Origin of the sequence: Neisseria arctica (assembly GCF_022870905.1) — a bacterium.
Taxonomy (GTDB): Bacteria; Pseudomonadota; Gammaproteobacteria; order Burkholderiales; family Neisseriaceae; genus Neisseria; species Neisseria arctica.
The window spans coordinates 1,355,146-1,368,648 of record NZ_CP091510.1; the positions used below are offsets into that span (position 1 = coordinate 1,355,146).

The following is a 13,503-nucleotide window of genomic DNA, read 5'->3' on the forward strand; positions in this document are numbered from 1 at the left end:
TTTTACATTGTGCAGAGGATATGTGATGTCCAGGCATTATCACCATATCTGGGGAGTAAGCGGACAGTTTGTCCGATTAGAAGGCCGCTATGACTGGTGGCCTCTTAATGATCCCTTGTGGGTAAGCGAGGATGCCACCAACCTAGATTTTTATTTTTCTCCCGAAACATCCTATCTTGCAAATACAGAAAAAACGCCATCACCAGAAAAATTACTGGCGTTTTCCCAAGCTGCGCGGGAAATCGCCCGTAAAAAACTTGATGCGGTTGCCAAACTGGCCGTTGCACAAAATTTACGTGCCTCGCAAGAAGCCTATGATTTGGAACGCTTGATTGCCTCCATCGACCATTTTATGCGGCAAGACGACCTCTACCGCTAATCCCTCTTTACCTCGCTACGTTGCAATATTTTTTATGAATAAAACTTTCATTCTGCCTGCAACGTTTTCATAACACCCGCTTTTAATTTCGGTTACAATACCGCTTCATCTTCTTTGCTTTCGGCGCGGCCATTTATGGGGCCGTCTGAAAACCTTTACTCCACCCCACTCAAAGGATTTCTGCATGTTCTCAAAAAGCATAACCATCGAAAAATATGATCCCGAATTGGCTGCGGCAATTGCTGCCGAAGTACAGCGCCAACAAGATCACGTTGAATTGATTGCCTCTGAAAACTATGTCAGCTGCGCCGTAATGGAAGCCCAAGGCTCCCAACTCACGAACAAATATGCCGAAGGTTATCCCGGCAAGCGCTATTACGGCGGCTGTGAACATGTTGACGTAGCCGAACAGCTGGCCATCGACCGTGTGAAAGAACTTTTTGGTGCTGCTTATGCCAACGTACAACCGCACTCAGGCTCGCAAGCCAACCAGGCGGTATATGCAAGCGTGTTAAAACCGGGCGATACCATTCTCGGCATGAGCCTCGCACACGGCGGCCACCTCACCCACGGTGCATCAGTTAATATTTCCGGCAAATTGTATAACGCCATCACCTATGGCTTGGATGAAAACGAAGTGCTGGATTACGCCGAAGTAGAAAGATTGGCCTTGGAACACAAACCAAAAATGATTGTAGCCGGTGCCTCTGCCTATGCTCTGCAGATCGACTGGGCCAAATTCCGTGAAATCGCCGATAAAGTAGGTGCTTATCTTTTTGTCGATATGGCCCACTATGCCGGTTTGGTCGCTGGGGGCGAATACCCGAACCCCGTTCCTTTTGCCGATTTCGTAACCACCACCACCCACAAAACCCTGCGCGGCCCCCGCGGCGGTGTGATTTTATGCCGAGACAACACTCACGAAAAAGCACTGAATTCGGCTATTTTCCCCAGCCTGCAAGGCGGCCCTCTGATGCATGTGATTGCAGCCAAAGCAGTGGCTTTTAAAGAAGCCCTGCAACCTGAATTCAAAGAATATGCGAAACAGGTTAAGGTAAATGCTGCCGCAATGGCCGAAGAACTTGTAAAACGCGGTTTGCGCATTATTTCAGGCAGAACAGAAAGCCATGTATTCTTGGTCGACCTGCGCGCCAAAAACATTACCGGTAAAGCGGCTGAAGAAGCCTTAGGCAAAGCGCACATTACCGTTAATAAAAACGCCATTCCCAATGACCCTGAAAAACCCTTTGTTACTTCAGGTATCCGTATCGGCACCTCTGCGATCACCACCCGCGGTTTCAGTGAAGCTGATGCCCGCGAGTTGGCCAACTTGGTAGCAGACGTTTTGGAAAATCCTGAAGATACGGCCACACTCGAAAGAGTAGCCAAGGCAGCTACCGCATTATGTGAAAAAAATCCGGTTTACGGCGCATAAATTTTCGGAATTTCCGTTACATTGATTGTTATTTTTAAATAAATAATGTAGCCTAAATTCTGATAATTAAAGGCCGTCTGAAAAATTGTTTTCAGACGGCCTTTATATAAATTCACACCTTATCCAAATATTTCAAACCCTATGGTCAACGCTCAAATACTCGCTACGAAAATCAGCAATGCCGACTACCGCCAGCTGATTACCCGTAACACAGCAAACTTCAGCCCTGCCGAGCTAGATTTACTAAACGACATCCTAGCCGCTTTCGAATTTGATGTCGTACAAGAGCAGGCTTTGGCACAAGCTGTGATGCAACAGGCCAAATTTGATCCTAATGCTTTACACATCGAAGAAGATGACGAAGACATCACCGGCGTATGTCCTCACTGCCTTAATCCGCCCGTACCACCCTTACGCGATTACCAAATGTGGCGTGAAACAAGGAAAAATACCGCCTGATAATCAGACGGTATTTTCAGAAAACATTACTTCTTATTACTTCACTAAATTTTTCAACACCAGCGAAGCCAAATCATCCAAACCGAAGCCGTCTACCTCTTGGGCATTACCGTTAGGCGTAGCCGTATCAATCAAATTGGGCAGATGCTGTGCTAACAAATCACCGGCCTGCTGCCCGTTCATACCGAACTTAGCTGCAATTTGCTCTATCACACCGTTACCTAAGGCAGACTGTAAATCACCTCCGGATACATTCTGATTGGCGCTACTGGAAGAAATCCAGCTTTGCAGCGCACCACCCAAGCCGCCTTGTTGCAATTGATTAATCAAATTACCCACACCACCACTTTGGTGCACAAGCTCCATTACCATAGATATTGCCGTACCCTGTTGGCCGCCCTGCGTATTTTGGTTTAATGCCGAAGCGGCTGCATTAAGCAAAGAATCCATTAAAGCCATTTGTTAAACTCTCCATAATATATTTGACGACACCTGCAACAGGTACCATAACAATTGTCACAACAGGTTTTGAAATCTTCTGTGTGGCATACTTAATTTACGGAATACAGTGTATCTGATTTATATCAGACCGCACCCTATTTAACATATTTATTACATTATGCCGTCTGAAACATACAAGTCGGCGGCATTAAAAACTCAAATCGAAAATATCTCTCCGAATATGCAAATTACCCCATCGGCCATACTGGCGCATTAGCTGCCGATAATCGGTACATTAATACGATAAAACAATTTCGCTACACCCGGTACGGGTACACTATTTTAGACGCTATCCGAGTATCAAGACGGTTTACCAGCCGACAAGGTTCAGGGTAAAATTACGGATTCCAATTGAGCGGTAAATCATCATGACCAAATTTATTTTTGTAACCGGCGGCGTAGTATCTTCATTAGGTAAAGGTATCGCCGCCGCTTCAATTGCCACCATCCTTGAATCGCGTGGTTTGAAAGTCACCATGCTCAAGCTCGACCCTTATATCAACGTCGACCCAGGTACCATGAGCCCGTTTCAACACGGCGAAGTATTTGTAACGGAAGACGGCGCCGAAACAGACCTCGATCTCGGCCACTATGAGCGCTTTATCAACTCAACCATGTATAAGCGCAATAACTTCACCTCCGGTCAAGTGTATGAAGCCGTTATCGCAAAAGAGCGTCGAGGCGATTATTTGGGCGGCACAGTACAAGTGATTCCGCACATTACCGATGAAATCAAACGCAAAGTTCACGAAGGCGCCGCAGGCCACGACGTAGCGATTGTAGAAATCGGCGGTACCGTAGGCGATATCGAATCGTTGCCTTTCTTGGAAGCCATCCGCCAAATGCGCAGCCAGCTTGGCCGTAACAATACTTTGTTCATGCACCTTTCTTACGTTCCCTATATTGCGGCTGCGGGCGAGATTAAAACCAAACCTACTCAGCACTCGGTTAAAGAGCTGCGTGAAATCGGTATCCAGCCGGACGTATTGATCTGCCGCATGGACCGCCCTCTACCCGAAGAAGAAAAGCGCAAAATCGCTCTTTTCTGCAATGTGGAAGAGCGCGCCGTAATCGGCTGTTATGACTCCGACAGTATCTACAAAATTCCCGAGATGCTGCACAGCCAAGGTATTGACAATATTATTTGCGAGCAATTGCAGCTCAATATCCAACAAGCTGATCTGACCGAGTGGAAAAAAATCGTTTATGCGATTGAAAACCCGAAACATATTGCCAAAATCGCTATGGTCGGCAAATATGTTGACCTAACCGAATCTTACAAATCGCTGACCGAAGCCTTGAAACATGCCGGCATCCACACCGATACCGACGTACAGATTACCTATGTCGATAGCGAGGCTATTGAAAAAGAAGGCATCGAATGCTTAAAAGAAATGGATGCGGTTTTAGTACCGGGCGGCTTTGGCGTACGCGGCGTGGAAGGGAAAATCGCAGCTGTAAAATATGCCCGTGAAAATAATATTCCCTATCTTGGCATTTGTCTGGGTATGCAAATCGCACTCATCGAATACGCCCGTGATGTTGCCGGCATGACAGGTGCCAACTCTACCGAATTTGACTTGAAAACACCTTATCCGGTAGTCGGCTTGATTGACGAATGGCAAACCGCAGACGGCAATGTCGAGACCCGCGATGAAAATACCGGCTTAGGCGGCACAATGCGCTTAGGTGCGCAAGAAGTCGAACTTAAGGCTGATAGCCTAGCTGCCAAAATATATGGTAGTAACCAAATCAAAGAGCGACACCGCCACCGCTATGAAGTCAACAACCACTTTATCGGTGACTTGGAAAAAGCAGGCTTGGTTATCAGTGGTGTCTCTGCCGGACGAGAGCGCTTGGTAGAAACCATCGAGCTGCCCGGGCATCCGTGGTTCTTTGCCTGTCAGTTCCACCCCGAATTTACTTCAACACCGCGTAAAGGCCATCCGCTCTTTACCGCATACATCAAAGCCGCACTGGCCAATAAAAAAGTCTGAGTACCCAAAACAAAAGCTCCCCTTGCGGGAGCTTTTTATCTCATAACCTTACAATTGCCGAATTGCAACAACGCTTCATCAAACGGATGACAATCCGCCCGTCAAGAGCTACCATTAATCGTTTTTGTCAATCCACACCTACGCCATGAACAATCCAAATATTCTCGCTTCAGTCGATTTAGGCTCCAACAGCTTCCGCCTCCAAATATGCGAAAACCATAACGGCCAATTGAAAGTTATCGACTCTTTCAAACAAATGGTTCGGTTTGCGGCCGGTTTGGACGAACATAAAAACCTTGACCGCGAATCACAGGAGCGCGCATTACTCTGCCTAGCCCGCTTTGGCGAACGTTTGAAAAACTTCCGCCCTGACCAAGTACGTGTGGTGGCAACCAATACTTTCCGCGTTGCTAAAAATATCGACCAGTTCATACCCCGTGCCGAAGCAGCTTTGGGCTTTCCGATCGAAGTAATCGCAGGTCGCGAAGAAGCCCGCCTGATCTATACCGGTGTTGTGCATACCCTGCCGCCCAAAGGCGAAAGAATGTTGGTAATCGATATCGGCGGCGGTTCAACCGAATTCGTCATCGGCTCCGATTTACAACCTACCAATACCGAAAGCCTGCCGCTGGGCTGTGTGACATACAGCATTCGCTTTTTCAGCGGCAATAAAATCACTCAAAAAGATTTTCAGGCGGCTATATCCGCGGCGCAAAACGAAATCCAGCGCATCAGCAAATCCCTGAAACATACCGGCTGGGATTTTGCCGTCGGCACATCCGGATCCGCCAAAGCCATTCGAGACGTTATTGCCGCCGAATACGGTGAGGACGAAGAAATCACCTATAAAGGTATGCAGCAAATCGCCGAACGTATCGTTGCGGCGGGAAATACCAAAAAAGCCAAATTTGCCGGTCTCAAGCCAGACCGCATCGAAGTATTTGCCGGCGGCTTGGCAGTGATGATGGCCGCTTTTGAAGAGCTGAAAATCCAAAAAATGATTGTGACCGAAGCGGCATTGCGCGACGGTGTGTTTTATGATTTGATTGGTCGCCAGCTCAATGAAGATATGCGCAATCAGACTACCGAACAGTTCCAAAAGCGCTATCATGTCAGCCCTAATCAAGCGGCACGTGTAGCAGAAGCCGCGCAGATGTTTATGGAAAGCATCTGCCACGCCTACAACACCCCCGTACAAGAGCTGGCCTATTGGCAGCAATATGTCCGCTGGGCCGGCCTGCTTCATGAAATCGGTATCGATATCGCCCACACCGGCTATCACAAACACTCTTCCTATATTCTTGAAAATGCGGATATGCCCGGCTTTTCTCGTAAAGAGCAGCATATTCTTTCCCTGTTGGTACTCGGACACCGAGGCGATCTGCGTAAGATGACCGATTTGGTGGGAGACAACCAAATCATGTGGTTTGCCATTCTCTCATTGCGTTTGGCCGCGCTATTCTGCCGTGCCCGCCTACCGCTGGAGCTTCCTCCTTTTACCCAACTGCGCCTTCAAGAAGACGGAAAAGGCTTTTTGCTCCGCATCAGCCAAAGCTGGCTCGACGAGCATCCCTTGGTGACCGGTGCTCTCGATTATGAAAGTGAACAATGGCGTAAAATCAATATGCCTTTTGCCGTACAACCGCAATAATATTTTAAGGCTGTCTGAAAATATTTCAGACGGCCTTTACGACTTTTTATTCTTATAATCCATGTCGAATACTCTACCCGTTTCCACGGCTTTAGACGAACACTCGCTAACGCGTACCGATGTCAGCCATGTGCCGCTTCATGCCATCCACCAAACCATATATTCAGCCGATACATTTTTTCAAACCGACTATATCCCCAGCGAAGATAATAGTTTTTTATACACGGAAAACAACCCTTTACAACCGGCAGCACCGCACAATGCATCATCCGGAGAAGTTAACTGGCTACATTTCGTAGGTATTCATAATCCCGAATTATTAAAAAAAGTATTGGCGCCCTACGGCATACACGAGCTGGTAATCGAAGATATACTCAGTCCAAAGCAACGCCCGAAAGTAGAAGACTACGGCGATTATCTGTTTATCGCCACACGCGTTTACCAATACAATGCAGGCAAGCTCTCTTCCGACCAGGTATATCTGATTCTAGGCAATGATTTTGTTCTAACCTTCCAGCAGCGCCCTCTCGGCCTTTTCAGCAGTATCCGCGAACATTTGGCCGACCCGCGTTACGGTATCCGCCAAAAAAACGCTTCCTTCTTAGCATACCGCTTTATCGACCGCTTGATAGACGACTATTTTATCACCCTCGATCAATACAACCATAAAGTCGAGTCTATCGATAAAACCTTATTTTCAGACGGCGTTGCAGGAGATAGTGATCTTCTCGGCCGAATCCACCGCCTGAAAAGAGATTCAGTCCGCCTGCGCCGCACTTTGCAGCCGTTGCGCGAAGTATTACTGCAACTTACCCGGGGCGAATTTGCCACTTTCCACGGTGAATCCAATATTTACTTAAGAGATGCCTACGACCACGTTTTACAATTACTTGAATCTCTCGATGCCTCGCGCGATATGGTAATGAGCATGATGGATATCCACTTGTCTTTCCAATCCAATCGGCTCAACCAGCAAATGCGCGTTTTAACCGTTATCACCTTACTGTTTATGCCGCTTACCGTGATTACCGGTATCTACGGTATGAATTTCGATAATATGCCCGAACTGCACTGGCATTACGGATACTTTATGGTTCTCGGGCTGATGGTGTCTGTTGTCGTCGGCCTACTGGTGTTTTTCTACAAACGAAAATGGCTCTAAACCATTAGATATCCGCAAACACAATCAAAGATATACATATGAATACCCCCACCGAAATACATTCCGAAAACCAAGCACAACACCAATTACAAATGAGCGTACTGATGACGCCCGATATGGCCAACTTTACCGGCAACGTACACGGCGGCGACCTCCTCAAATTATTGGACCAAGTCGCCTACGCCTGTGCCAGTCGCTATAGCGGCTATTATTGCGTCACACTATCTGTTGACCGCGTTACCTTCAAAGAGCCGATTTACGTCGGTGAACTGGTAACGTTTTACGCCAGCGTAAACCATGTAGGCCGCACCTCAATGGAAATCGGGATACGCGTAGAATCACAAAATATACGTACCCAAAGCGTTCGCCATACCAACAGCTGCTATTTCACTATGGTAGCCATTGACGAAGGCAAACCGGTTACAGTAGCGCCCCTCAAGCTGGAAAGTGAAGCACAGCGGCGTAGGTTTGAAGCTGCCGAACGCCGTAAGGCTCTGCGCCTGCAAGAGCCGGAATAAACAAACCGCTACTGCTTACGGTTAAGTGCTACAATAGCTGGCTTTCAAACACATTATCCACGTAGAGAATTCATGTTTACAGGTATCGTACAAGGCACAGGGATCGTGACATCCATCACTCAACCCTCACCAGATTTCCGCACACATACCATCGAACTCCCCCTTCACATGGCCGATAACTTACAAATAGGCGCATCCGTTGCCCATAACGGCTGCTGCCTGACCATTACCGACTTTAACGGCAGGGAAGCCAGCTTCGATTTAATGGGCGAAACTTTAGCCAAAACCAATCTCGGCACACTTAAAACAGGCGACCGTGTCAATCTCGAACGTGCCGCACGCTTCGGAGACGAAATCGGCGGACATGTAATGAGCGGCCATATCATCGCCACCACCGCCATTACCCGTATTGACCAAAGCGAGCACAACCGGACTATCTGGTTCGCACTGCCGCAAGATTTAAAACCCTATATCCTCACTAAAGGATTTATCGGTCTGGACGGTTGCAGCCTCACGATCGGAGAAGTGAATAACGACGAATTTAATGTCCACCTCATTCCCGAAACCCTCACCCGCACTCTTTTCGGCAACAGACAGGTTGGCGACATCATCAATGTCGAAATTGACCCTCAAACACAAGCAGTGGTCGATACCGTTGCCCGTATCCTTGCCGCCCGATAATCATAATAATTAAGGCACTCACTATGCTCTTCAGTTACCGCCATTTGGTGGGGAAATCCGTTCCCCGCCGCAACAATCCCGTAACAGCCTTTTTAGGCGGCTTATTTCTCAAAGTGCTTGGCTGGAAAATATGCGGCAGTCTGCCCGATTTGCCGAAAGCCGTTGTAGTTGCAGCACCCCACACCAGCAATTTCGATGGTGTTGTCGCACTTCCCGCTCTTTTGGCCCTCGACTTAAAAGGCAACCTGATGGCCAAAGCAAGCCTGTTCCAGCCACCCTTTGGTAAGCTGATGCGTTGGTTCGGTCTGATTCCTGTAACCCGGAATGCAGCCGGCGGATTAGTAGTAAGTGCTGTAAACGCTTTTAACAACAATTCCCAACTTTGGCTGGGCATCGCTCCCGAAGGTACGCGCCACAACGCAGAGCAATGGAAAACCGGGTTTCACCGTATCGCATTGGCCGCACAAGTTCCCATTGTGCCTGTCGCTTGGAACTATGCCGACAAAACCATTGTTTTGGGCGATCCTTTTATGCCCGGAGAAGACCTGCAAGCCGATTTAAACCGTCTCTACGCTTTTTACCAAGACAAACAACCTAAGCATCTGCAACGATTATCCCAACCTCTGAAATCAAACCGCTGATTTTTATATTCCGCCGACACAGGCCGTCTGAAAACCGTTTTCAGACGGCCTTATTTTTAATATTTACTAAAAAGTAATTAAATCAAGCCAATTTAAAATTTGCCTTTTGGTAAACTCAAGCATACAATCTTCTGCAACGTTAATCCCCACAGGAACCGTATGGACACCACCACCCTCAGACGGCACAACCTGCGCCAATGGATACAGCAACAATACGGCGGCCAGCAATCGGCTTTTGCCGCCGCCGCCCAAATCAACCAAGGCGAGTTATCCTCATTGTTAAAAAACAAATCATTCGGCGAAAAAAAAGCCCGTAAAATCGAACAAGCCGTTGGTATGCCTAATATGTGGCTCGACCAAAACCACGGTTTACATACTTCATCTGTCTCTCCACTCCCCACATCAGAAACGAACTACAATATGAGCGAAATTTCCCCCATCAGCGATATTCTGGCCGACATCCGCGCCGGAAAAATGGTGATTATTACCGATGCCGAAGACCGTGAAAACGAAGGCGACCTGGTTATGGCCGCCCAATTCGTTACCCCGCAGGCAATCAACTTTATGATCAAACACGCACGCGGCTTGGTTTGCCTACCGATGAACGACGAACTTGTCGACCGCCTGCACCTGCCGCAGATGACTCAAAAAAACGGTGCTCAATACGGTACAAATTTCACCGTTTCCATTGAAGCCGCCGAAGGCATTTCCACCGGGATTTCCGCTGCCGACCGCGCCCATACTATCCTGACTGCCGTTTCTCCCACTGTTAAAGCCGAAGATATCGTACAGCCCGGCCATATCTTTCCCCTTCGCGCGCAAAAAGGCGGTGTATTGGTGCGCGCAGGCCATACCGAGGCAGCGGTAGACCTTGCCCAAATGAGCGGTTTGATTCCCGCCGGCGTGATTTGCGAAATTCTGAATGACGACGGCACCATGGCGCGTATGCCCGAACTGATTCAATTCGCCAAAGAACACGACATTAAAATCGGTACGATTGCCGATCTCATCGAATATCGCAGCCGCAACGAAAGCCTGCTCGAGGAAATGGGCGACACACTCGTCCAAACCCCTTGGGGGTCGTTCCAACAGCATGTATATGTAGACAAACTGTCGGGCGAAACCCATCTTGCACTAGTAAAAGGCAATCCCGAAACAGCCGCAGAAACACTGGTTCGCGTTCACGAACCATTCAGTGTGATGGATTTTCTGCAAGCCGACCCCAACCATAGCTGGCCGTTGCCCGAAGCACTTACCCACATTCAAAACGCTGAAGCGGGTGTGGTTATCCTGTTGCACCGTACCGAAGACGGCAGTGCCCTACTTGAACGGACCCTGCCAAAAAACGCATTCCAAGTCAAAAAGTGGGACAGAAAAACCTACGGTATCGGCGCACAAATTCTGGCCGGGCTGAATGTAAAAAAAATGCGTGTGATGGGCAAACCCTCCGCACTCAACGGATTAACAGGCTTCGGTTTGGAAGTTGTCGGCTTCAAAACCTACAACCGATAAACCTTACTGATATTTAGCGGTACCTAAAATTCGACCCAAAGTACACTCTTGCTTTAGGAAACCGGTACTTTTCAGACGGCCTGAAAATCCGTGAAACAACTTATTGCCGTTGTTCAACCGGCTGCGGAATATGACCAAACGCCCCAAATAATTACGGCCAAGCCAAACGGTCATACCGCAGCCAATGCATACCATCATATTAAGGAAACACGATGAACCACGCCACAGCCAACCACCATGCCGCACCGCTATTGGTTTTGGGCTGCATCGTTTTCGGATTGGGCAGTCTGATAGTCAAATTCGTACCGGTAGGAGCCTATGCGATAGCCTTTTGGCGGCTGGCAGTTGCCGCTGTGATTTTTTGGCTGGTGGGTCGTTTTTTCGGGCAAAAAATACCCAAAAGCAAAAAAGCGCTCAAGTTGGGCCTGCTTTCGGGAGCCTTTCTGGGATTGGACTTGGCACTCTGGCACGAAAGTATTTACGCCGTCGGCCCCGGTATATCCACCCTGCTCAATAGTTTGCAGATTTTCTTTTTATCAGCGATCGGTTTTTTCTTTTTCGGCGAACGCCAAAGCCGGCTGCAAGTAGCCAGCCTGTTTATTGCCATTTGCGGTGTTGCCTTGATCGGCAGTCCCGAATTCGGCCAAAACCATCATGCTGTTTGGGGATTTGCCAGCGGTATCATCTCAGGCGCATTGTTGGCCTTATCAATGATTTTTATCCGTGAAACGCACAAAATCGAAAGAATACCGCTGTTTCCAATGATGCTTCTCGTCAGCCTCGGCGGTATGGCTGCACTGATACTGCCGGCGTTGATATTCAATGCAGACAGCCTATACCCTACCACTTGGCATGATGTGGGATTGATTTTGATTTACGGAGCTGTAATGCAATGTTTGGCTTGGGGTTTGATTGCCTATTCCGTTCCTCTACTATCGCTCACACTAACCGGGCTGTTACTTCTTACCGAACCCGTAGCCGCACTACTGATTGATTATTTTTGGCTGCATAAACCCATCAATGCCCTGCAATGGGCGGGAGCCGCCCTCACCCTATTGGCAATTTATTTAGGTTCTCTTAAGAATAAACACCCCTAAGCAGCATAGTGCCGCTAGCCGTGCGAAACCGCGGCGAATCGTGTAAAATCCGCTTTTAAATCACAAGCCATACTCTAAAAATATGAATAAATTTGCCCAAGCCTTATCTACCGCACTCGGCCGCTGTATTGCAACCAAGGCAGTCAGCGAAGAAGGGAAACCTATCGGGTTTATGTACCGTGAGGCTCCCGTATTTGAAAACGACAGCGGTTGGCGCTTTTTTACCGGGGACGAAACCGACGAATATACCGACAATCCGGATAATTTTACGGTTTATAACGTCAGCGATATTACCAAAACCAACCCCGCTGTCAGCGAATTTATTAACCATCCCGAAGGTTCTGCATGGGAGCTGGACGATAACGGCGAATTCCGCAGCGTCCGCGACTGGCAGCCTAAAGACTAACCTTCCAAACCGCCCAAGCAGCCGCCGCTCTTTCAGACGGCTCCTAAATACGACAACCCCAAAGGGAGTAACGCCATATGAACATCATCGAACCCAATCTGAACGGTAAAGGCCTGCGTATCGGCATCGTACAGGCACGTTTTACCAATGAAGTCGGCAGTGCCATGCTGAAAGTCTGCACCGACAAGCTGCAAGAGCTGGGCGTAAAAGGCAAACATATCACCGTTACCACCGTTCCCGGCGCCCTCGAGGTACCGCTGGTATTACAAAATATGGCGGCTGCCGGCAAATATGACGCATTGATTGCTATCGGCGCGATTATCCGCGGTGAAACCTATCATTTCGAACTGGTTGCAAACGAATCGGGCGCCGGCGTTACCCGTGTCGGGCTGGATTTCAACATTCCGATCGCCAACGCTATTTTAACCACCGAAAATGATGAGCAGGCACATGTCCGTATTCAAGAAAAAGCCACCGATGCCGCCATCGTCGCCGTAGAATGCGCCAACCTCGTCAATGCCTTTATGGCGGCCAACGAAGAAAATAACATCTGAATTTAACCGATTGAATTTTTCAGACGGCCTGTATTTTTCCAAGCCGTCTGAAAATCATTTTATACAATAAGGAAATACCACATGAAAACACCCCGCCGCCGCGCCCGCGAATTTACCGTGCAAGCGCTTTATCAGGTTGCGCTCAACAGTACTGCCGCACCCGAAGTTGCCAAAAACATCCGTGAACACAGCGACTTTGCCAAAGCCGATGAAGAACTGTTTACCAAGCTTTTTTTCGGCGCCAATGCCAACCAACGCGAATACATGCAGCAAATCCGCCCTCTGCTCGACCGTGATGAAAATGACTTAAGCCCGATCGAGCGCGCCGTATTACTGATGGCCTGCCACGAGCTGGCCGCCATGCCGGAAACACCCTATCCCGTTATCATCAACGAAGCCATCGAAGTCACCAAAACATTCGGCGGCACTGACGGCCACAAATTTGTAAACGGCATCCTCGACAAACTCGCCGTACAATTGCGCCCCAACGATCCGAAACGCGCTTAAAAT

The 13,503-nt window shown here is 48.5% G+C and carries 16 protein-coding genes; 14 read left to right on the forward strand and 2 right to left on the reverse strand.

Annotated features, from left to right (window positions below; all coding sequences use genetic code 11):
• Positions 1-25: 25 nt before the first annotated feature.
• The 3 genes from LVJ86_RS06235 to LVJ86_RS06245 all read left to right on the forward strand — a co-directional run bounded on the left by LVJ86_RS06235 (position 26) and on the right by LVJ86_RS06245 (position 2,273).
• Entirely contained in the window at positions 26-379 is a 354-nt protein-coding gene (locus LVJ86_RS06235) for a hypothetical protein (protein ID WP_047760203.1), read from the forward strand.
• A gap of 184 nt (positions 380-563) precedes the next feature.
• Entirely contained in the window at positions 564-1,814 is a 1,251-nt protein-coding gene (gene glyA, locus LVJ86_RS06240; protein WP_047760204.1) for a serine hydroxymethyltransferase, read from the forward strand.
• A gap of 141 nt (positions 1,815-1,955) precedes the next feature.
• Positions 1,956-2,273, forward strand: a complete 318-nt coding sequence (locus tag LVJ86_RS06245) for a hypothetical protein (protein WP_047760205.1) — start codon at positions 1,956-1,958, stop codon at positions 2,271-2,273.
• 36 nt (positions 2,274-2,309) lie between these two features.
• Here the strand turns inward: LVJ86_RS06245 and LVJ86_RS06250 are convergent, their stop codons facing one another.
• Positions 2,310-2,732, reverse strand: a complete 423-nt coding sequence (locus LVJ86_RS06250; RefSeq protein WP_047760206.1) for a YidB family protein — start codon at positions 2,730-2,732, stop codon at positions 2,310-2,312.
• Between the two features lie 410 nt (positions 2,733-3,142).
• Between LVJ86_RS06250 and LVJ86_RS06255 the strand changes: the two genes are divergently transcribed.
• From LVJ86_RS06255 to ribBA, 7 genes are all read left to right on the forward strand, one after another.
• Complete coding sequence (locus LVJ86_RS06255; protein ID WP_047760207.1) at positions 3,143-4,771, forward strand: CTP synthase; 1,629 nt, start codon at positions 3,143-3,145, stop codon at positions 4,769-4,771.
• A 145-nt stretch (positions 4,772-4,916) separates the two neighbouring features.
• Positions 4,917-6,422 (forward strand): exopolyphosphatase, encoded by a 1,506-nt coding sequence (ppx, locus tag LVJ86_RS06260; RefSeq protein ID WP_047760208.1) that lies wholly within the window; start codon positions 4,917-4,919, stop codon positions 6,420-6,422.
• Between the two features lie 61 nt (positions 6,423-6,483).
• Positions 6,484-7,584 (forward strand): magnesium/cobalt transporter CorA, encoded by a 1,101-nt coding sequence (gene corA, locus LVJ86_RS06265; protein ID WP_047760209.1) that lies wholly within the window; start codon positions 6,484-6,486, stop codon positions 7,582-7,584.
• A gap of 38 nt (positions 7,585-7,622) precedes the next feature.
• Positions 7,623-8,102: an acyl-CoA thioesterase gene (locus LVJ86_RS06270; protein ID WP_047760210.1), complete on the forward strand. Its 480-nt coding sequence runs from the start codon at positions 7,623-7,625 to the stop codon at positions 8,100-8,102.
• A 72-nt stretch (positions 8,103-8,174) separates the two neighbouring features.
• On the forward strand, positions 8,175-8,783 hold the full coding sequence (locus LVJ86_RS06275) for a riboflavin synthase (RefSeq protein WP_047760211.1): 609 nt from the start codon (positions 8,175-8,177) through the stop codon (positions 8,781-8,783).
• 23 nt (positions 8,784-8,806) lie between these two features.
• Complete coding sequence (locus tag LVJ86_RS06280; RefSeq protein WP_047760212.1) at positions 8,807-9,424, forward strand: 1-acyl-sn-glycerol-3-phosphate acyltransferase; 618 nt, start codon at positions 8,807-8,809, stop codon at positions 9,422-9,424.
• Positions 9,425-9,583: 159 nt separating this feature from the next.
• Positions 9,584-10,936: a bifunctional 3,4-dihydroxy-2-butanone-4-phosphate synthase/GTP cyclohydrolase II gene (gene ribBA, locus LVJ86_RS06285; RefSeq protein WP_047760213.1), complete on the forward strand. Its 1,353-nt coding sequence runs from the start codon at positions 9,584-9,586 to the stop codon at positions 10,934-10,936.
• Between the two features lie 3 nt (positions 10,937-10,939).
• Here the strand turns inward: ribBA and LVJ86_RS06290 are convergent, their stop codons facing one another.
• A complete protein-coding gene (locus tag LVJ86_RS06290; protein ID WP_161796042.1) occupies positions 10,940-11,110 on the reverse strand; it encodes a hypothetical protein in 171 nt (56 codons plus the stop codon).
• Between the two features lie 38 nt (positions 11,111-11,148).
• Between LVJ86_RS06290 and LVJ86_RS06295 the strand changes: the two genes are divergently transcribed.
• From LVJ86_RS06295 to nusB, 4 genes are all read left to right on the forward strand, one after another.
• Positions 11,149-12,033, forward strand: a complete 885-nt coding sequence (locus LVJ86_RS06295; RefSeq protein ID WP_047760215.1) for a DMT family transporter — start codon at positions 11,149-11,151, stop codon at positions 12,031-12,033.
• Positions 12,034-12,115: 82 nt separating this feature from the next.
• A complete protein-coding gene (locus LVJ86_RS06300) occupies positions 12,116-12,439 on the forward strand; it encodes a DUF2185 domain-containing protein (protein ID WP_047760216.1) in 324 nt (107 codons plus the stop codon).
• Positions 12,440-12,516: 77 nt separating this feature from the next.
• Positions 12,517-12,993, forward strand: coding sequence for a 6,7-dimethyl-8-ribityllumazine synthase (ribH, locus tag LVJ86_RS06305; protein WP_047760217.1), 477 nt, complete (start codon positions 12,517-12,519; stop codon positions 12,991-12,993).
• Positions 12,994-13,074: 81 nt separating this feature from the next.
• Positions 13,075-13,500: a transcription antitermination factor NusB gene (gene nusB, locus LVJ86_RS06310; RefSeq protein ID WP_047760218.1), complete on the forward strand. Its 426-nt coding sequence runs from the start codon at positions 13,075-13,077 to the stop codon at positions 13,498-13,500.
• Positions 13,501-13,503 lie beyond the last annotated feature (3 nt).